Raw genomic sequence first — 18,753 nt, 5'->3', positions numbered from 1 at the left:
GTGCTTTTCTATAGGAGCTACAGAATAGAATTAGGTACAATCAGGTGCAAGACATTTGATTCATCAAGCGGCGCGATCATAGATAGGCGAACGCTTTAGCATCAATACGACACTTAATAACTCAGGTAGAACATAAATGATTGAGCAGAAGCTAAAACAAGTATTCGGATTCGATTCACTGCGTAATGGGCAAAAGCAAGTCATTGATAATGTTCTATCCGGTCACTCTACCGCGGCCATATTCCCGACGGGCTCAGGTAAATCGCTGTGCTACCAATTACCCGCGTTAGAGTTACCTCATTTAACTTTGGTTATTTCTCCACTGTTAGCCTTAATGAAAGACCAATTAAGCTTCTTACACAGTAAAGGGATCAGCGCCGCTGCGATAGAATCTAGCCAAGACAGACAGACCACTCAACAGGTGATGCAGTCTGTGCGTAACGGAGACACCAAGATTCTGATGATCTCCGTCGAGCGTTTGAAGAACGAACGCTTTCGCCAGTTCATTTCTCAGGTTCCAATCTCGTTACTTGTGGTCGATGAGGCGCACTGTATTTCTGAATGGGGACACAACTTTAGACCCGATTATCTCAAGTTGCCTCAATACCAAAAACAACTGAATATCCCGCAGGTATTACTACTGACTGCAACCGCAACAACCTCAGTTATCCAAGACATGAAGTCTAAGTTTAATATCGATGAGGAACGCGTTGTTGTTACGGGTTTCTATCGTCAAAACCTCGACCTGTCGATTCAGCCTTGTGAACAAGCTAGTAAGCTAGAGACTCTGTGCTCGGTCGCCAATCAAGCGCCTCAAGCTCCGACCATCGTTTATGTCACCCTTCAACAAACAGCAGAGATGGTGGCTCAGCAACTGCGCAATGCTGGAATCAACGCAGTCGCTTACCATGCAGGGCTTAAACCAGAAAATAGAGATGCCATTCAACATCAATTCATGAATGATGACGTGCATTGTATTGTGGCGACGATTGCTTTCGGGATGGGCGTCGACAAGTCAAACATTCGCCGTGTGATTCACTTCGACTTACCAAAATCGATAGAGAACTACTCGCAAGAGATCGGCCGAGCAGGCCGAGATGGTCAACCTTCAGCATGTATTCTTCTCGCCAACAAGTATGGCCTCAGCACGCTAGAGAACTTCGTATTTGGTGATACACCAGACAACATCTCGATCCAAGCTGTCTTGAAAGAGATCTACGAAAACCAAAACATTGGCGCTTCTGGTGCAAACCAATGGGAGATCATGCTCAACCAACTATCGCGTGAATCTAACATTCGTCAACTCCCGCTAAAAACACTGTTGGTTTATCTCGAAATTGAAGGCGTGATTGAGCCCAAATACAGCTACTTCGCTGACTACAAATTTAAGTTCATTCGTCCGAAACAACAGATCACAGAGCAGTTCCAAGGAGAACGCCGACACTTCGTAGAGGCTATTTTCCAATGCTCACCACAAGCAAGAGTCTGGTGCCAAGTTGATTTCGATGCGCTTTGGACACACTTCCAGGCCGACCGTCAACGCGTTGTTACCGCTATCGACTACTTCAATGAACAAGGCTGGATTGAATTGGAAAGTAAGCAGATCACGGATGTTTACGCGATCCACAATACGTCTGAAGATATGATGCAATTATCAGAACGTTTAACTGAGTTGTTTAAAGCAAAAGAGAACAGTGAAATAAACCGTCTTAATCAAATGCTGAGCTTCTTTGAGGCGGATACTTGTCTAAGCTCACGTCTTGCGAGTTACTTTGCCGATGATAAGGCACCCAAAGACTGTGGTCACTGCTCAGTATGCCGAGGAGAAATTGCCACACTACCAAGCGTGAAAGCTGAACCTATAGATGAAGAGATCGTCGTCGCTTGGATTCAAGAGTTCATATCCAATAGCCAACAACTGATTACCGACGAAGCCATTACTCGCTTTTTATGCGGAATCGCGACACCGCTTTCTACCAAATTAAAAGCCAGCAAAATGTCGGGGTACGGAAAGTTAGAGCAACAACCGTTCAGTGAAACCTTAGCATTGGTAAAACGCTTGCCAAGATAATAACGCTAAAACACACCGCTTGTACCAAAAAGTCAGCTAGGTTTGCATAAATCTAGCTGATGAAAATTAAAAGAAACTCAGCTGCTTCACTTGTTCTTTGGGTTGTAACATCACACTCAAACCGAGCAGGCGTATCTCTCGCCCTTGTTGTCTTTTTAAGATCTCACTCAATAGTTCTTTGAAGTGTTCTCGATCCAATGAAGCATGTATGTGTTCTATGGTCGTTTGTTGGAAATCAGCAAACTTGAGCTTAATGCCCTGTTTGATGATTGCTTTACTTGGGCTGGCTTTTTCTAGGCGAGTTTCAAGCTCAGGAAACAATTTGTCTTCTATCACCTGCCAGCACTCAGCATAAGTCGAAATGTTTTGAGTAAACGTGCGCTCAACGCCTACGGATTTACGCTCGCGTTCTATGATGACTTCTCTTTCATCAATACCATGGCTTCGCTTCCACAACGATGCACCTTGTCGACCAAACTTCAGAAGCAAGTCTCGATAGTCTGCCCCTTTGATGTCTTTGCATGTAAAGAATCCCGCTAGATGGAGCTTTTCAATGCTGACCTTGCCAACGCCTGGGATTTTTTCGAGTGGTAAATCATCAATGACAGCTTGTACGTCTTGCGGAGGAATAACAAATTGCCCATTGGGCTTATTCATATCCGAAGCCACTTTAGCCAAGAATTTTATCGGAGCGACACCGGCTGAAGCCGTGAGATTTAACTCGTTCCAAATATCACGGCGAATTGACTCGGCAATCAGTGTCGCAGAACCGTGACACAACTTTGATTCAGTCACATCAAGAAATGCTTCATCCAGAGAAAGAGGTTCAATCAATGATGTGTATCGAGAAAAAATTTCACGGATCTTTTTAGATATCTCAACATAAACCTGCATTCTTCCCGGAACCACTAATAAGTTAGGACAAAGCTGTAGCGCTTTCCCCGTTGGCATCGCAGAACGAATACCAAACTTGCGAGCTTCGTAATTACAGGTGCTCAAGACACCTCGTTGTTTTTCATGCCCGCCAACCGCAAGCGGTCGATTTCGGTAGGCCGGGTTATCGCGCATTTCGACAGCTGCGTATGTAAACTTGTGGGTGAAAAATGTAAGTTTAACTGACTGAGTGAGTGAATACGCATTTATAACATAGAGTTAGATACAAACTTTCACTTGCAACTCCCCCTTACAAAAAAATCTGAGAAATTTATGTAAAAAATGGGCATTTTCTTAAAAATCCACTTACAAAAATCACAAAGGGAGTTGTAATTGATCAGTTGATTCCTTGGGTTCAATACCAACACTTAGTCCGACTAAACGTATACTTCGTCCATGACTTCTAGCAACGGCTTCTTCACATAACTTGATAAAAAACTGCATATCCATTTCATCATACTTATGTTCAACCGTTGTTTGTTGAAAATCGTTGAACTTTAACTTCACACCGAGTTTCGTGATCACTTTATCTGCAAGCGCTTTTTCTAACCTTTGCTCTAATTCGACATACAAAGGCTTTATTACAAGCATGCATTCATCCAGGCTATGAATATCATTTAAGTATGTCCGTTCAACCCCTACTGACTTTCTTACCCTTTCAACAACAATATCTCTATCATCAATACCATTGCACCTTTGCCAAAGCGTATGCCCAAATTTACCAAATTTTGAAATCAAAGTGTTTTTATCGAAATTCTTAATATCCTCCCCTTTATACAAGCCAAGTTTGTTTAATTTCTCTAACGTCACCTTCCCAACACCATTTATTTTCCCTAGTTCTAATTCGTCTATAAAAGTTTGGATTTCAGAAGGTGGGACAATACATATACCGTTAGGCTTATTCACATCTGAAGCGACTTTAGAAACAAACTTTAATGGGGAAACTCCTGCTGAAGCCGTTAAATTCAATTCCGTTTGAATAGATTTACGTATGTCTTCTGCAATTAAAGTTGCTGAACCTTGAAACAAATTAGAACCTGTGACATCTAAATATGCCTCATCTAACGACAGTGGCTCTATTACATCCGTATACCGTCTAAATATTTCATGGATTTGCCTAGATACCGCCTTATACTTTTCCATATTTCCAGACACTACCGTTAAGCTTGGGCAAAGTTGTAACGCTTTTGCTGTAGACATTGCCGAACGCACACCAAAAGCTCTCGCCTCATAGCTACACGTTGCAATAACGCCGCGACCATTTTTCCCTCCAACAGCTAGAGGAATTCCACGTAAAGAGGGGTTGTCCCTTGCTTCTACAGAGACATAGTAACTGTCGAGATCAATGTGAATTATTTTTCGCATACTTTAATCGATGTTTTTGAATGGTTTAGGTGCATAAACCTTTTCAACACCTTTGAACTGTGTATTTGTACAGCATTATAGCAATTCAAATACAGTACTAGCAAAAGAATCTAACGATACCATTGTTCAACTATCTATATGAAAATTAGTTCTACTCAGAAAAGCATACTAAAACTACGCCTATCCACATCAGTGATTAAGTCTGATTTGATAATTATGAAACTGGAATTTGTGAGAACCATAAACTATATACTAATTGGTATATTAAGAAATCCTTAGTATTGATTGAACTATGTGAGATCTGGGAGGTGCTGAATGTCTGAAATTTATATGAGCTATGAGCAAGCTAGGAAGGTTGCAGTTAAGCTGGAAATAAAGTCAGCGAAAGAATATAGAGAGAGGTACGAACAAGAGGAGAAAAATGGATCTTCCCTCAACACTGATGCGCCCCAAAATCGAAATTACTTCGAACAAACAAAGAAATGAGTTTCGTTATCAAACGTGGAGTGCACTATAAAGCTGATGCAAGTCGGCCTTCGTTTCGTTTTCCAGCGCTTTTTGAGAAAGTCGCACTTTTTTCGAGCGTCTTTGAGTCTAATTGGTATTGGGTTAATAAATTGCACTTGGTTTTCATTATATAGTTTCTCAGTAGCTAAGATTTTCTTAGCTTTATTAGTCTCTGTATACTAAGTAATACTTAGTCTAGTTTTGTTGTCCATAAACGCCAAGGGATTGTAAATTAATATATACCCGTGATCATTGAAGGTGCTTGATTTTCTTTAAAATCAGGATCATGCTACGAACCATGAAAATTACACTGACTCCTCAGCAGAAACTACAACTCGAACAAATGCACGACATTGAACGTGATAGTCGGGTCTGCGACCGTATTAAGGCTGTTTTGCTGGCTTCTGAAGGCTGGAGTCAGACTATGATTTCACAAGCTCTTCGTATTCACGAATCGACTGTTGCTCGTCATCTCAGTGATTATGTTTTCTCTGAAAAACTTAAGCCTGAAAATGGCGGAAGCCAAAGCAAGCTTTCTGCAACTCAAACCATGCACCTAATCGAGCATTTGACTGAGAAAACCTATTCTCACACGCATCAAATTGTCGCCTACGTTAAAGAGACATTTGGACTTGATTACACGGTTTCTGGTATGAACAAATGGCTTCACCACAATGGTTTTAGCTACAAGCAGCCGAAAGGCGTTCCACACAAATTTGATGAAGCAAAACAACAAGCTTTCATCGAGGCTTATGAAGCGCTAAAGGCAAGCTGTGGCGAGGATGAATCGATAGTCTTTATTGATGCAGTTCACCCAACACTATCAACAAAAATATCTCGTGGCTGGATACGAACTGGTCAGGATAAAGTGATTGAAACAACGGGTAATCGTAGCCGATTGAACATTATTGGCGCACTGAACCTATCGGATATCGGTGCAACCATTGTTCACGACTATGAGAACATTAACAGTGAAACGATTGTTCGCTTTTTCTGTAAGTTAAGAGAGAGTTATCCGTTAACCCATAAGCTTCATATCATCTTAGATGGTGCGGGGTATCACCGCAGTGACTTAGTCAAAGATGCGGCGTTTGTCCTGAATATTGAACTGCATTATCTTCCACCTTACAGCCCAAACCTCAACCCAATAGAGCGGCTATGGAAAGTAATGAATGAGAAGTCGAGGAACAACGTTTACTTCAAAAGAAAACGGGACTTCAAGGAGGCAATAGACCAATTTTTTGCAGTGACTCTTCCAGAGATCGCAGGCTCTTTGACATCTCGAATTAATGATAATTTTCAGATTCTCAAGCCTGCATCTTCAAGTTGATTCGGTATAGAGGCGATGAAAAAACATCCCTGAAAATAATGCTGCAAACATACCTACGAAAACTGAATTAAGTTTTCCAAATCGTTTACGTGACCCATTAACGTTTTTAGTTTCCATACTTTTACCCCTCGTTTATACAGCTGCTTTTCTCTCTCTGCGATGGCGTCATATTTGTTCATAGCGGAAGCAAGACGCTTTCTGTTGCGCTCGACGGGAAAATTTGCAGGGCCAGTAATGGCCGATGACATACAAACGGATTCAGCATGTATGTAGTTGATAAAGAGTTGAGCGACTTCTTTTTGAAAGTGTTTATGGATCTCTTCTAAATATTGGCTTTGTCCGATGAGTCTTTGAATCTAAGAGAAAGAGTAGATAATGCCGCTTTGACCACCGCTGTTCGCTATCAAATGATGCAGATGATACCCAATGGTCGACCAGTTAAGAGCGGTTACCTCTCGTCATATTATGGACATCGTGTTCATCCCGTTACCAAGGCAAAAAGTATGCATCGTGGCATTGATTATGCGGTGAATGTTGGGACACCAGTATTTGCGCCTGCTGAGGGAATTATTGAAGTTGTCAGAAAAAGTAATAAGGGCTCTGGCAACTTTCTTCGAGTGGCCCATTCTTACGGTTTTACTTCATCTTATTCACATCTCAGTGCGTTTAAAGCTAAGCGTGGTGAATATGTAAAAAAGGGTCAATTAATTGGCCTAACGGGCCAGGGCGACCGCACGAGTGTTTGATATTTAAGCAGATGAACTAACTTGCTTTTCAGCGGCTAGATAATAATTGTTACATCGTTTAATTATAAAGCGACCTCCGCTTAAGGATTAAACTCAAATTGAGCAAAAAACGTTCATGCGTTTACCCTGCCTAACGGGCAACTCGGGGCTATCGACTGGTTATCACCTTCACTATGAAATTCGTTTGGTTGGGCGCTCTCTCGATCCTTTGCCTTTTACCAAGTGGGAAATGAATAATTTTGATGCGATTTTTAAATCGAACGAGGATGTACAATGGGATTATTTAGTAAACATAATAGAGAGCCAAATGGCCACAGCGCTCAAACTGTCATCGCAGAAGGCACCTTTATCGAAGGACAGTTCAAACTTACTTGCCACATCCAGATAGATGGTCAGGTAAAGGGGAATATAGAAACGGACAGGTGCGTCACCATCAGTGCTACAGGTTCAGTGGAAGGTGCGATTCGTTGTGAGTGCCTGATTGTTAATGGTCGTTTTTTAGGCAAAGTATATTCCAAAACCTTACAAATTCTTGAGCACGGATATCTTGAAGGAGAAGTCTCGGCAACTGAATTTACGATAGAAAAAGGTGGCGTGTTTTTAGGTAGCTCAAAGAATATCAAAGCAGAAGAAGTAGTCCCTTTAGAGAGTGTGAAAAAACGTGATAAAACGCCACCTCAGCAAAGTAAAAAAGACGCACAGCAATACGCCTGATGGGAACTAAATTTGAAATGAAAAAAGCTGTGTTTTGCCCACACGGCTTTTGTTTTTTTGATAAGTTTATTTATATTAACCTGCGCTAAGCTTTAAGTAATGTTATTTTATTGTCATATACAGGCCCTTTAGTTCAGATTACTCGCCTGTTCCTTTTTGACAGGTAACTCACAAATCCAAGTATTAAGCTACCCTAGCTTAGTACTTGTGCTTTTGAATGATTGACTGAGACCATTTTTACACTTGGACAAGGATAGACGTGACTAGCCAGTACACATGTGATGATTTGATATTTGACGTAGAGAAGATGACGGTAAGTACCACCTATCATAGCCGTTCTCTTAACTATAATGAATGTTTATTACTGAAAACATTATTAGACAATGCCAATCAGGTATTAGCAAAAGAGGCGCTTAAGTCGGCAGGTTGGCCTGATACCATAGTGACAGATTCGTCATTGCAAAAATCCATTCAGAAGATTCGCTTGGCGATTGCTATTTCCAATTCAGTAGAGTTAAAAACTGTGGTTGGAGTTGGGTATATGCTGTCATGTGAATGTGCTGGTAAGCTAGATAAAGTGGAAGGTGTTCTACCTGCTAGCAGTGGGCGTAAAACAATGTCACTGAGAACATGGGCGAGATTCGCGCTTGGTATCGCCAGTGTTGTTTTGCTTATTGCATCGTTTCTTGAGTTTACTAAAGTGACCAATACGCAGCTAATATCCTATCTCAATCCTGACTATGAGCTTCTTGACGTTGATGGTAAGCAAGTTCTTAGCAAGCATGATGTTGAAATTCCACCACAAGTGTTAGACATGATAAAAGCGTCTCAGTGCGACTGTTTATATTTTTTTGGTCTTAAAAATGGTCGCTACAACATTTCGGTTCATGATAACGCCACTCACCGTAGTGACAATTACTTCGTTGAAGAAGTAATGTTTCCTCAGTTAGCAAAGGAGTTAGCGAAATGAAGAGTCTCAAATGTTGGATAAGTATCTTTATTGCCTCATTGTTGGGTTATGGTAGCTCGTTGTATTTTAGTAGTCAGCAATTGCTAATTGAAGGGCGTTATATTGCTCGTATTCAAGGGTACTCAAAGGCCAATGGTCAGTGGCGAGAGAGAATTGAGGTAAGTCTCAATCGAGAAAAAATAGAATCCACTATATCAGTTGAAGGTGATGGATTGGAAGGTGTGGCGTTATTTGCGCTAAGTGGTGAAGTCACTCAGTCTGAAAATGGCGCTTTTGAGTTGTCATATTCCACTGAGCCGATTCAAACCTCCAAAGTGATAGATGGCTACCATGCAGTCACTTATACATCACTATTTTTATCTGGTAAATCAAATAACGTTTTGGTTTATCAAAATGAAGATATAGTGATGCTGGAAGGGACTAGAGGGGCGGTAATGCTGACGCGCAGTGAAAATTCTATGTTGAGATAAAAAACTCCCGGCAAAAGCCGGGAGTGATAAGGACAGTGTTTAGCTTCAATTAGAAGTGGTATTGAACGTTAGCCATAAAGGTTACGTCGTCTTCGATTTGCTCTTCATAGGACCATAAACCTTCACCAGCTTTTACTTCACCGTCGTGAGCTGTGTAGGCGATTTCAGCGCCTAGGCTCCATTTTTGAGTTAGTCTGTAGTCTAGACCGGTTTGAACACCATAAGTAAGGCCATCTAGGTCATCTGCATCGCTTTCAAAAAATTCGTAACCCATATGCGCACCCACAGTCCAGCTAAGCTTGTTAGCGATAGGTAGCATATAATCATAGCTAACAGTCAGGTCTGTACGGTCAATGGTATGATCTTCTCCGTCAAACTCAAGAGCATCATAAGCAAGGTTCATTTTTACTCTGTGGTGGTCATTAATAATCGCACCACCACTCAATCCAGTAATTAAAGACGGATCGGTATCATAAGAATTTTCAAACGGGGTTCCATCTTCCTCTGTTCCGGTTGCCTTCGATTTACCGCTGATATGAGTACCGGCATCAAAACCGACAAAGTAGTCATAAGTATTTTCTGCACTTGCACCAAATGTCGTTGCTGCTGCCAATGCGCCCAAAGCGAAAAATTTTACTGTTTTGTTTTGCATACTATGTATTTCCTAGGTATCTAAAGCTAACAAGTAGCTGACTCTGTTGTTATCGATTTTTTGTTTCACGCTGCGGTGAAAGTGGCGACTAAGTTAGAGCCTTGGGCCTAAAAACAGAAAGGAATTACACGGAATCACGCAGAAAAAAAATAAAGCCTAATCATTTACCTTTTTTTTGGTTTCTTTGTCATTTTAAGTGACTGTTATTATTTGTTTTTTTAACTTTTAGTGATTTGTTTTTTTGGTGTTTAGTGGTGGTTTTTTAGAAAAAAATGGTTGAGTTCTGCGTTGGTTTACTTTTCTCTTAGCCATTAAGTCATAAAAAATCGATGGAGGATAGGATGGCCTAGTAATCAGACTTATTTGCAAGATGACAAAACATGTATTGCAAATGATCTACTGGTTGTATTGGGTATAGGTGACGGTCTTGTAAGATTAGCGAGAAAACGTTAAGCGAGGTCAGTCAAGAAAAATAGGGCAAGGTGTAAGACAAAAAAAGACGCCATAAGGCGTCTTTTTTGAATTTGGCTCCCCCTGCGGGGCTCGAACCTGCGACATACGGATTAACAGTCCGCCGTTCTACCAACTGAACTAAGGGGGAATTGCTTTAAAAGCGCCGTGAATGTTAGCGATGAGCTACTTTGGTGTCAACTAGACTTTCTTACGAGTTGGTACAACGGGTGCCATACAGCCACATGTGAATGTTGGTGATATGATTGTATCGACAGGCTCGGTTCGCCTAGATGGTGCAAGCCTGCACTTTGCTCCAATGGAATTTCCTGCTGTGGCTGATTTTTCAGTCGCGACGGCGATGAAAGCAGCGGTGGAAGAGTCGGGAGCTCAAGTTCACATGGGCGTGACGGCATCAAGTGACACTTTCTATCCCGGCCAAGAACGTTACGATACTTTCTCGGGTCGAGTGGTGAGACGTTTTCAAGGCTCGATGAAAGAATGGCAAGATATGGGGGTGCTGAACTTTGAAATGGAATCAGCCACTCTGCTAACAATGTGCGCAAGTTCTGGCCTAAAAGCAGGTGTCGGAGGACATTAAAGTTTAAAACATTTTCTCGTGTAGAGCTTGTTGCTAGGTAATGTCACAAGGAGCAATAAAGATTGAAACTAAATTAACCTAACAACCTCCGGGATGCTAGCATCATGACAATAAAGTTTAAAACTTTCACCACAGCATTGGTATTTTAAACCATCAAAAGGAATACAAACCTTATCGTTACTATTGTGTCCAGTTTGGTTGGAACTGATAGTCTTGCTTCTTTGATGCTCGATAATTTACTTTTCTTCAACTAATGTTCCCTAATTAACCTGAACTTGGGATAAAAATAGAAGTGAACTAAACGCTGGTTCTGCGATCAGATCTTTCGACCAAGAGATAACAATCGCAGGGAACCAGCTATGCATAAACTAGTAGACTCATTTTGCCATGTCGATGACTTTTGTAAGGCTTTTCTACCTCAATGGTAAAACTTCAACTTGAAAACGGTAAGCATAAAGGAAGCATGTCTGAAAGTGAAATAATACCAATTCCATTAATTAACTTATCAACCTAGTCCAGTATCTAAAGCAGAGAGATTGGACTCTGCGTTTATCTTCACAAAAACTGTTCCAAGCTTCGCACACCGAGTTCACTATATCGTTATAGTTTTCAAAACACCGATTCGCTAACTTGTACTGACGAAGCCATTGCCAAACTTGCTCTATCGGGTTTAATTTTGGTGAATTGGGCGGGATATGGATTATCGTGATGTTCTTAAAGTGATTGGCTAAGTGTGTTTGATGCCAGCTCGCTTGATCCATAATAATCACAGAGTGTTTATCAATCGGTGTTGCTATTGAGATCAATTCAAGGTGCTTCGCCATCGCTTCCATATTACTTAGCGGTGAAACAATCGCTTCAGCTGCGTATTTCGGCTGATGTGACCCCTAGTTTCGTTTTTAATCGACCACCTTTTTAAGCCTCTCTTTTCTCTTCCTTAGTTTTACTCCAAGTGGTCGATTTAAGCCAGTTTTCTCATTGATTCCCCTCGTAACTCGATTCTATGACTTTGATGAACCAACCTATCTAAGATCGCATCAGCGATCGTCGAGTTGTCGATCATCTCGTGCCATTCTTTTACAGGTAGTTGGCTGATAATGATTGTACTGCACTCTTGGTATCTATCTTCTAGCACTTCGAGAAGATTACTTGCATGCTCTTGGCTGAGTTTTTCCATTCCCCAGTCATCGATAACCAACAGTTTTTTCTTAGACAAGCTCAGTAGCAGCTTTTGATAGCTGCCATCAAGGCGGCTACTACTCAGGTCATCAAGTAAACGATTTAGGCGATAATAACGACTTGGGCAGTGTTGCTCACACGCCTGCTCGGCGAGCGCACAAGCAACATAGGTTTTACCTGCACCTGTTGCACCTGTAATCAGGACATTCTGTCGCTTTTGTAAATAAGTGCCTGATAATAACTCTCCCATCATTGCTCTTTTTAAGCCTCGTTCTGGGCGGTAGTCCAGTTGATTACCGCTAGCGCTTAGGCGCAGCTTGGCTTGCCGTTTAAGTCGTTGGATTTTGGTTTGATCTCGGTTCACTATCTCATGATCAAGGATGAGTCCTAACCTTTCTTCAAAGCCAAGTTCAGCATAGGTCGCGGGGTGTATCCTTTGCTGTTCCAGTGCATCAGAAGCATGACTTAGGCGTAGTGATTTTAACTGTTGGATTATTGCGTCCATATTGTTTCTCCTAGTGGTAGTAGTTGGAACCACGAACATTAGTGTGTTTAAGGTTTGGGGTATCAGTGGAAGGCTGAGAGAGAGTGCCTTCTCGATGGTTCTTCAATAAGTTTTTGACGAAGCCAAGGTATGGCTTCTCTGTCACTAAGGCATCTCGGCAAGCTTGTTCTAACCGTGCGTCTGAGTGCTTTTTGGCAAGACTTAGTAACCCAAAGCAACTTCTAAAGGCCAATGCTTCATGCTCTGGGCGTTTGAGCAACATCTGAGTCAGTTCACCTGTGGCTGGCCCAATAGATTTTCCCCAACGGATAAAACGCTCGGGTGTCCATGATTGGTATTGATGGTTGCTTGGCATATGCTCGTAAACGGTAGAGAGACCATATTCTTTTTGGCTTGTGCAGTGGTGAGCAACAATGCTCCCTTTGTGGTAGATACGTATTATTTGATGCGTTGCTTCAAGCTCAACTTGTTGCCCAACAAGTTGGTGCGGCACAGAGTAGAAGTGCTTTTTATATTGAATGTGATAATCAGGGGAGACGGTTGCTCGTTTAGTTTCGATATACACATATGGTTGCGATGGCAGTGGTTTTAACGCTGGACGGTCAACTTTGTTGAACAAGTCATGTCGATTGACACCAAGCTGTTTCATCTCTCGTTGGTTTAAGTCATGCATCAGCTTTCGGATAGCCAGGTTCAGCTCAGCCATTGTATAGAACACTTGGTGGCGAAGGCGCATCATTATCCAGCGCTCTACGATGAGAACTGCGTTCTCAGCTTTGGCTTTATCTTTAGGCTTGTAGGGCCTGGCTGGCATCACAGCAACGCCGTAATGTTGTGCCAGTTTTCGGTAGCTCTCATTGAGGATAGGGCTATGACAGTCTGCTTTCGTTACAGCAGATTTCAGATTATCAGGTACAAGTAGATTCGGAGCACCACCAAAGTGATTAAAGGTATTCACATGAGCCATGAGGAAGTGTTCAAGCCCTTGGCTCTCACTCGCCTCGACATAGGTGTAATTTGACGCTCCTAAAGTGGCGACAAATACCTGAGCATGTCGGCATTCTCCTGTATCTGGATTCACAACAGGGATCGTTGGGCCACAGTAGTCAATGAAGAGCTTGTCACCAGCATGGTGAAGTTGGCGCATACTGCGTTTTTGTGTCTTTAGCCAACGTCTATACAGTTCGCAGAACTGTGTATAGCCATAGGCTTTGTCTTGATGCTGATGACAATACTCTTCCCAAAGCAAAGCTTTAGTCATCCCTTTACGCTTCAATTCTAAGTAGCAGAGAGTGAAATCAGGCATCACTTTATGCTGAGAAGATGAGCGACCATCAAACAAAGCTTGGGTGACTTGATTTTCATGATGAGTCTCTTCCAGTGGCCACGTGAGGCCACTGGATTTAAATCGGGATAGATGCTGGGATACAGTGGAATGAGCAATATTGAGGCAAGCGGCGATCTGTCGATTAGAAAGATTGCACTCGTATCGGAGGCGTAAGATTTCCTTAATTTTATTCATTGGCATTCTCTTTTTCGGCATGATTTATCCTTAGTGCTCTCAACATGAAAGACTCAGGTTAAACCTATTGATTTAAAAGAGAAAAGAGGTTTATTTCGGTAAATCGACCATCGATTTCGGAAACACACCGAAAAGTGGATGATTAAAACCGAAATGAGTGGTCGGTTAAAAACGGATTTGGTGGTCGATTAAAACCGAAATAGGCGGTCGGCTAGCTCCGAAATATGCACTCTATCAATAATTTGTGCATGACCGCACTAATTCTTCGAGCCCGTTTCATTTCCAAAATTACACCAACCAAAAACTAAGGATTGCTTAGTATACAGAAATCCATAAAACTAAGAAAATCTTAGTCAACTTGAGCTCAGAGAAATGAAATCTAAGTGTCATTTAAAAACCCAATCCCAGAGCGACTCAAACAAGCTCGAAAAAAAGCAAAGCTCTCTCAAAAAGCCTTGGGAGAAAGCATAGGTATGGATGCAAGTTCAGCAAGCCCTCGAATGAATCAGTACGAGAAAGGCAAGCACGCCCCAGATGTTCAAACCTTAAAGCTCATCGCTGATGAGCTTGGTGTGCCGCTCAATTATTTCTTCTGTGAAGATGAAAGCTCTGCTGAGTTAGCATGCATTATTTCTCAAATGACTGAGAGCGACAGAAAGACACTCATCGCATCACTAAGCCAAAGTAAAGACTAAAGAAAATGGGTATATTCCACCCTAAATTCAGAACTCAATTTTCTATGGGATTTTTCGGTGAAGTTAGCAGTAACCATCCTCCCAATAGTACAGCCGTGACAGGACATTCAAAGCATGTTTGAACAAGTATTTAAAAACGTCGACGATATCTTTCATAAAGACGCAGGTTGTTCGTCTGAACTCGACTACACAGAGCAATCATCATGGATGCTGTTTCTAAAGTACCTTGATGATCTTGAGTTCACCAAGTCACAGGAAGCTGAAATGATGATGGAAACCTACGAGTACATCATCGAAGAGCAATATCGCTGGAGTAACTGGGCTGCACCAAAAGATGCAGAAGGTAACTTCGACCACAACAACGCATTAACTGGCGATGACCTAATGGAGTTTGTTGATGGAGAACTGTTTCCTTACCTGAAAGGCTTTAAACAACGAGCGAATAATGCCAACACCATTGAATATAAAATTGGTGAGGTTTTTGGTGAGATAAAAAACAAGATTCAAAGCGGTTACTCACTGCGTGATGCACTGGAAAAAATAGATACTCTTCGTTTCCGATCGCAAAAAGAAAAGCACGAGTTGAGCCACTTATACGAAGTTAAAATCAAGAATATGGGTAACGCTGGCCGAAACGGTGGCGAGTACTATACGCCACGCCCATTAATCCGCGCGATGATCGATGTCGTACAGCCAAAAATCGGGGATACCATTTACGACGGTGCCGCTGGTTCAGCAGGGTTCTTATGTGAAGCCTACGATTACTTACGTCAAGGTGGTCGAGACAAAACCAAACTTAGTACGAGTGATTTGAAAACACTGCAAGATGGCACCTTCTATGCCAAAGAGAAGAAGTCTTTAGCCTACGTTATCGCCATCATGAACATGATTTTGCACGGCATTGAAGCCCCTAATGTATTGCACACCAATACATTATCTGAAAACTTGCAAGACATTCAGCCAAGCAACCAACACGATGTAATATTGGCTAACCCTCCATTTGGTGGTAAAGAGCGTAAAGAGGTTCAAGAGAACTTCCCGATTCAAACGAGTGAAACGGCATTTTTGTTCTTGCAGCACTTTATCAAAATGCTTAAACCTGTGATCTTCACCCGATAAAATGGACACCCTATTATCTTTAACCCGTCGCTACTTCATATTCATGCGGGGGTCGATATCCAAGACTTGAGTGCAGTCTATAACGGTTATAAAAATGCTGGATATAACCGGCAAGTTTATCTCTAAGCTGCTTCTCACTTTTAAAACTATTTTTCCTAATTATGTCGCCTTTGAGCGTATGGAAGAACGACTCCACCTCCGCATTATCAGTGCAATGACCTGGACGATTCATACTTGGGACAATTCCATTTTTTGATAATAAAGCTTGAACTTCATGTGCTCGATATTCAGAGCCTCTGTCGGTATGAAACAATAAGCGCTCTTGTGGCTTTCGATTTCTAATGGCCATTCTCAACGAACTCATCGTTAGTTGTGTACTCTTCTTACTACCAAGCGACCAACCGACGATTTTACGCGAGTAAAGATCGATAACGACCGCTAGATACATCCAACGTTTACCTTGCTTTATATACGTTAGATCTCCAGACCATTGTTGATTAACTGCCGTTGGTTTTGGTGTGTCTTTTTTAATATTCTTAATCGATTGATAGAACCGATGTAGCTTGGCCATTTTCATGTAAATGCGATAACTTCGCGCTCTTAGCCCTTGCTCTCTCATGATCCGAGCTACACGCTTGCGGCTAACCAAAACTCCTTGGCGCCTCAGCTCTGCATGAACTCGTGGACTACCGTAAGTCTCTCGACTCTGGGTAAACACTTTAATTATGCGCTTCTTCAAAGCCTGCTCTTCTTGATCGTAGCGGCTTGGCTCTCTATCAAGCCATGCGTAGTAACCCGACTTAGAAACAGATAGAAAACGACACATCAAGACAATGGAATAACGCGTTTTGTAATGGGCTATGAATCGGAATTTTGTCGATTTTCTTGGGCAACGAATCGTTGCCACTTTTTTAGCAAGTCATTCTCGAGCTTAAGTTGTTCGTTCTGACGTTCAAGCTCTGCAATCCGACTAGACTCAGTTTTCTGGCTCGGGATCTGAGTCCTTTTCTTACGTTTATCTTCCATAATAACCCCTTCTCTATAGTCCTTTCGCCATTTAGAAAGCATATAAGGGTGGATATCTAATGATAGCGCCACGCTTTTAACTGTAGCTCCTTCTCGAAGCGAAAGTCGGACAGCAGTTACCTTAAATTCCGTAAGATATTGTTGAGTTTTTTTACCTGATTTATAAGCTGGCATAAACACCTCCAATTACAATTGAAGGTGTCCACTAGATCGGGTCAACTACACCTGGCGGCCGCGCAGCGGTTGTTATTAAAAATACCTTCCTAAGTAATACCGACAATGCCGCGATTAAACTGCGTAAGGAACTACTTGAAAACTGTAATTTACATACTGTGCTTGATTGCCCTGGTGGTACGTTCTTAGGTGCGGGAGTAAAAACCGTTGTGCTGTTCTTTACCAAAGGCGAACCAACGCTTAATACATGGTTCTACGAGCTAAATGTCGGTCGTAACATGGGCAAAACAAACCCACTAAACGATAAAGATTTAGAAGAGTTTGTAGTGCTTCAAAAAGCAGCCATGAGCGATTTGAAAAAAGGTGACTCTGATAAGTCATGGTCAATTGCCATTAGCGATGTTGATGAAAGCACTTATGATCTATCGATTAAAAACCCAAATACCGAGGAAGCAGTACCGCTGCGTGAGCCTAACGTGATTATTGATGACATCATTGCATTAGATAAAGAATCTGAAGCGATTTTGGCTAAGATTCAGGGGTTGTTATGAATCAAGGTTGGGTACGCAAGAAGCTTAAAGACTGTTTTAAACTGAAAAGTGGTGACGGTCTTACTGCAAAAAATATGATAGCTGGTGATTACCCTGTATTTGGTGGTAACTCTCAAGCAGGTACTCATAATACTTTCAACCTTTCTGGCGATAATGTAATTGTTGGTCGTGTAGGTGCCTTATGTGGCAATGCGAGGCATATTACTGAAGATATTTGGTTAACAGACAATGCCTTTAAGATCATAGATGAAAAGTATGATTTTGATAATAAATTTTTAACTTACTTGTTGAATTTTAACAATTTACGAAGTCTTGCTCGGCAGGCTGCACAGCCTGTAATTTCAAACTCATCGCTTAAGGATCTTGAATTAGAATTCCCTCTCGATGTAGAAGAACAAAAACGCATTGTGACATTACTCGACACTGTGTTTGCCGACTTAGAGCAAACACGCGCTAAAACCGAACAAAACCTAAAAAACGCATGTGAGTTGTTTGATAGTTACCTGCAACAAGTGTTTAGCCAAAAAGGTGAAGGTTGGATTGATACTACTTTGGGTGAAATCACGGGTGGTATAGCTACTGGGCCTTTCGGCTCACTTCTCCATAAAAGTGATTACATTGAAGACGGTATACCACTTGTAAATCCTGCGCACATTGTCGGACAAAAAATAGTACCAGATACAAGAAAGACGATTTCAGAAGAGACAGCATTGCGACTTTCAGCTTATAAAATGAAAGCTGGTGATATCGTTATTGGTCGTAGGGGGGAAATGGGGCGCTGCGCATTAATAACCCAAGATGAAGATGGGTATTTATGCGGAACTGGCAGCTTTATCATCAAATCATCAGATCGTTGTGATGGAGGATTTCTCGTAAGATTTCTTAGGTCTGCTTCTTGTGTAGCCAGTTTGGAAAAAATAGCTGGGGGCGCTGTAATGCCAAATTTAAGTAACTCTAGTTTGAGTAAGTTTGGGGTGAGAGTACCTTCAAAAAACAAGCAAATAGAAATTACTAAACTTATCGACCAGTTATCAATAGAGATAGAGAAAGTTGTTGATATTTACAATGAAAAGCTGAATTCAATAGACGAACTTAAAAAATCAATACTACAAAAAGCTTTCAGCGGTGAATTAACTCACGACTAAGCATCAGTCTAAACAGTAAACACAAGGT

Annotated in this window: 18 protein-coding genes, 1 tRNA gene and 2 pseudogenes; 13 read left to right on the top strand and 8 right to left on the bottom strand. The window is 41.7% G+C overall.

All coding sequences use genetic code 11. The features are described from left to right. Window positions 1-136 precede the first annotated feature (136 nt). A complete protein-coding gene (locus tag QUF19_RS03615; protein WP_286296058.1) occupies window positions 137-2,071 on the top strand; it encodes a RecQ family ATP-dependent DNA helicase in 1,935 nt (644 codons plus the stop codon). A 66-nt stretch (window positions 2,072-2,137) separates the two neighbouring features. On the opposite strand, the gene dinB (QUF19_RS03610) is transcribed toward QUF19_RS03615, so the two are convergent. Together dinB (QUF19_RS03610) and dinB (QUF19_RS03605) are read right to left on the bottom strand one after the other, a co-directional pair. Beyond that, window positions 2,138-3,214 carry a DNA polymerase IV gene (dinB, locus tag QUF19_RS03610; protein ID WP_434784919.1) on the bottom strand — a complete coding sequence of 359 codons (1,077 nt, stop codon included), beginning with the start codon at window positions 3,212-3,214 and terminating at the stop codon, window positions 2,138-2,140. A 105-nt stretch (window positions 3,215-3,319) separates the two neighbouring features. After that, the gene (dinB, locus tag QUF19_RS03605; RefSeq protein WP_286296054.1) at window positions 3,320-4,369 is read right to left on the bottom strand and encodes a DNA polymerase IV; all 1,050 of its coding nucleotides are present in this window, start codon (window positions 4,367-4,369) and stop codon (window positions 3,320-3,322) included. Between the two features lie 315 nt (window positions 4,370-4,684). On the opposite strand from dinB (QUF19_RS03605), the gene QUF19_RS03600 reads away from it, so the two are divergent. The 6 genes from QUF19_RS03600 to QUF19_RS03575 all read left to right on the top strand — a co-directional run bounded on the left by QUF19_RS03600 (window position 4,685) and on the right by QUF19_RS03575 (window position 9,106). Continuing rightward, window positions 4,685-4,855 (top strand): hypothetical protein, encoded by a 171-nt coding sequence (locus QUF19_RS03600; protein ID WP_286296052.1) that lies wholly within the window; start codon window positions 4,685-4,687, stop codon window positions 4,853-4,855. A 319-nt stretch (window positions 4,856-5,174) separates the two neighbouring features. Further along, window positions 5,175-6,206, top strand: a complete 1,032-nt coding sequence (locus tag QUF19_RS03595) for an IS630 family transposase (RefSeq protein ID WP_270000015.1) — start codon at window positions 5,175-5,177, stop codon at window positions 6,204-6,206. Window positions 6,207-6,556: 350 nt separating this feature from the next. Further along, the gene (locus QUF19_RS03590) at window positions 6,557-6,952 is read left to right on the top strand and encodes a M23 family metallopeptidase (RefSeq protein WP_286296051.1); all 396 of its coding nucleotides are present in this window, start codon (window positions 6,557-6,559) and stop codon (window positions 6,950-6,952) included. Window positions 6,953-7,225: 273 nt separating this feature from the next. Beyond that, on the top strand, window positions 7,226-7,666 hold the full coding sequence (locus QUF19_RS03585; RefSeq protein ID WP_270000021.1) for a bactofilin family protein: 441 nt from the start codon (window positions 7,226-7,228) through the stop codon (window positions 7,664-7,666). Between the two features lie 259 nt (window positions 7,667-7,925). Then, window positions 7,926-8,636 (top strand): winged helix-turn-helix domain-containing protein, encoded by a 711-nt coding sequence (locus tag QUF19_RS03580; protein ID WP_270000023.1) that lies wholly within the window; start codon window positions 7,926-7,928, stop codon window positions 8,634-8,636. Continuing rightward, window positions 8,633-9,106 (top strand): hypothetical protein, encoded by a 474-nt coding sequence (locus QUF19_RS03575; protein WP_286296046.1) that lies wholly within the window; start codon window positions 8,633-8,635, stop codon window positions 9,104-9,106. Before QUF19_RS03580 ends, QUF19_RS03575 begins: the two co-directional genes overlap by 4 nt. A 49-nt stretch (window positions 9,107-9,155) precedes the next feature. Here QUF19_RS03575 and QUF19_RS03570 read toward each other — a convergent pair whose 3' ends face one another. Next, entirely contained in the window at window positions 9,156-9,758 is a 603-nt protein-coding gene (locus QUF19_RS03570) for an outer membrane beta-barrel protein (protein WP_270000026.1), read from the bottom strand. A gap of 525 nt (window positions 9,759-10,283) precedes the next feature. After that, window positions 10,284-10,359: transfer RNA gene (locus tag QUF19_RS03565), tRNA-Asn, on the bottom strand. Window positions 10,360-10,413: 54 nt separating this feature from the next. On the opposite strand from QUF19_RS03565, the pseudogene QUF19_RS03560 reads away from it, so the two are divergent. Both QUF19_RS03560 and QUF19_RS26475 read left to right on the top strand, forming a co-directional pair. Then, a pseudogene (locus QUF19_RS03560) lies at window positions 10,414-10,794 on the top strand (phosphorylase family protein); the annotation flags it as partial. A 374-nt stretch (window positions 10,795-11,168) separates the two neighbouring features. Further along, window positions 11,169-11,299 (top strand): annotated as a pseudogene (locus tag QUF19_RS26475) (IS982 family transposase); the annotation flags it as partial. A 7-nt stretch (window positions 11,300-11,306) separates the two neighbouring features. Here QUF19_RS26475 and QUF19_RS26420 read toward each other — a convergent pair. From QUF19_RS26420 to istA, 3 genes are all read right to left on the bottom strand, one after another. Further along, on the bottom strand, window positions 11,307-11,633 hold the full coding sequence (locus QUF19_RS26420) for a transposase (RefSeq protein ID WP_353505921.1): 327 nt from the start codon (window positions 11,631-11,633) through the stop codon (window positions 11,307-11,309). 137 nt (window positions 11,634-11,770) lie between these two features. Continuing rightward, on the bottom strand, window positions 11,771-12,493 hold the full coding sequence (gene istB / locus QUF19_RS03555) for an IS21-like element helper ATPase IstB (protein WP_286291966.1): 723 nt from the start codon (window positions 12,491-12,493) through the stop codon (window positions 11,771-11,773). A gap of 10 nt (window positions 12,494-12,503) precedes the next feature. Next, on the bottom strand, window positions 12,504-14,036 hold the full coding sequence (gene istA, locus QUF19_RS03550) for an IS21 family transposase (protein WP_286291968.1): 1,533 nt from the start codon (window positions 14,034-14,036) through the stop codon (window positions 12,504-12,506). A 362-nt stretch (window positions 14,037-14,398) separates the two neighbouring features. Between istA and QUF19_RS03545 the strand changes: the two genes are divergently transcribed. Next, window positions 14,399-14,710 carry a helix-turn-helix domain-containing protein gene (locus QUF19_RS03545; protein WP_286296044.1) on the top strand — a complete coding sequence of 104 codons (312 nt, stop codon included), beginning with the start codon at window positions 14,399-14,401 and terminating at the stop codon, window positions 14,708-14,710. A 114-nt stretch (window positions 14,711-14,824) separates the two neighbouring features. Next, window positions 14,825-15,829: a class I SAM-dependent DNA methyltransferase gene (locus QUF19_RS03540; protein WP_286296040.1), complete on the top strand. Its 1,005-nt coding sequence runs from the start codon at window positions 14,825-14,827 to the stop codon at window positions 15,827-15,829. 19 nt (window positions 15,830-15,848) lie between these two features. Here QUF19_RS03540 and QUF19_RS03535 read toward each other — a convergent pair. Then, a protein-coding gene (locus QUF19_RS03535; protein WP_286296037.1) for an IS3-like element ISVisp1 family transposase occupies window positions 15,849-17,029 on the bottom strand; the annotation gives its coding sequence in 2 pieces (ribosomal slippage) (window positions 15,849-16,744 and window positions 16,744-17,029; 1,182 coding nt in all). A 35-nt stretch (window positions 17,030-17,064) separates the two neighbouring features. Between QUF19_RS03535 and QUF19_RS03530 the strand changes: the two genes are divergently transcribed. Together QUF19_RS03530 and QUF19_RS03525 are read left to right on the top strand one after the other, a co-directional pair. Beyond that, window positions 17,065-17,580, top strand: a complete 516-nt coding sequence (locus QUF19_RS03530) for an N-6 DNA methylase (protein WP_353505925.1) — start codon at window positions 17,065-17,067, stop codon at window positions 17,578-17,580. After that, window positions 17,577-18,725: a restriction endonuclease subunit S gene (locus QUF19_RS03525; protein WP_286296035.1), complete on the top strand. Its 1,149-nt coding sequence runs from the start codon at window positions 17,577-17,579 to the stop codon at window positions 18,723-18,725. Before QUF19_RS03530 ends, QUF19_RS03525 begins: the two co-directional genes overlap by 4 nt. Window positions 18,726-18,753: the final 28 nt, after the last annotated feature.

It is taken from the genome of Vibrio sp. FE10 (assembly GCF_030297155.1).
In the GTDB taxonomy this organism is placed as follows: domain Bacteria; phylum Pseudomonadota; class Gammaproteobacteria; order Enterobacterales; family Vibrionaceae; genus Vibrio; species Vibrio apostichopi.
The sequence above is the reverse complement of the archived record's forward strand: the minus strand, read 5'-3'. Positions and strand labels throughout refer to the sequence as shown.

Coding starts and splice junctions, on each gene's coding strand:
- QUF19_RS03615 (WP_286296058.1), top strand. CDS start 137: ATGATTGAGCAGAAGCTAAAACAAGTATTCGGATTCGATTCACTGCGT.
- dinB (WP_286296054.1), bottom strand. CDS start 4,369: ATGCGAAAAATAATTCACATTGATCTCGACAGTTACTATGTCTCTGTA.
- QUF19_RS03600 (WP_286296052.1), top strand. CDS start 4,685: ATGTCTGAAATTTATATGAGCTATGAGCAAGCTAGGAAGGTTGCAGTT.
- QUF19_RS03595 (WP_270000015.1), top strand. CDS start 5,175: ATGAAAATTACACTGACTCCTCAGCAGAAACTACAACTCGAACAAATG.
- QUF19_RS03585 (WP_270000021.1), top strand. CDS start 7,226: ATGGGATTATTTAGTAAACATAATAGAGAGCCAAATGGCCACAGCGCT.
- QUF19_RS03575 (WP_286296046.1), top strand. CDS start 8,633: ATGAAGAGTCTCAAATGTTGGATAAGTATCTTTATTGCCTCATTGTTG.
- QUF19_RS03570 (WP_270000026.1), bottom strand. CDS start 9,758: ATGCAAAACAAAACAGTAAAATTTTTCGCTTTGGGCGCATTGGCAGCA.
- QUF19_RS26420 (WP_353505921.1), bottom strand. CDS start 11,633: ATGGCGAAGCACCTTGAATTGATCTCAATAGCAACACCGATTGATAAA.
- istB (WP_286291966.1), bottom strand. CDS start 12,493: ATGGACGCAATAATCCAACAGTTAAAATCACTACGCCTAAGTCATGCT.
- istA (WP_286291968.1), bottom strand. CDS start 14,036: ATGCCGAAAAAGAGAATGCCAATGAATAAAATTAAGGAAATCTTACGC.
- QUF19_RS03540 (WP_286296040.1), top strand. CDS start 14,825: ATGTTTGAACAAGTATTTAAAAACGTCGACGATATCTTTCATAAAGAC.
- QUF19_RS03525 (WP_286296035.1), top strand. CDS start 17,577: ATGAATCAAGGTTGGGTACGCAAGAAGCTTAAAGACTGTTTTAAACTG.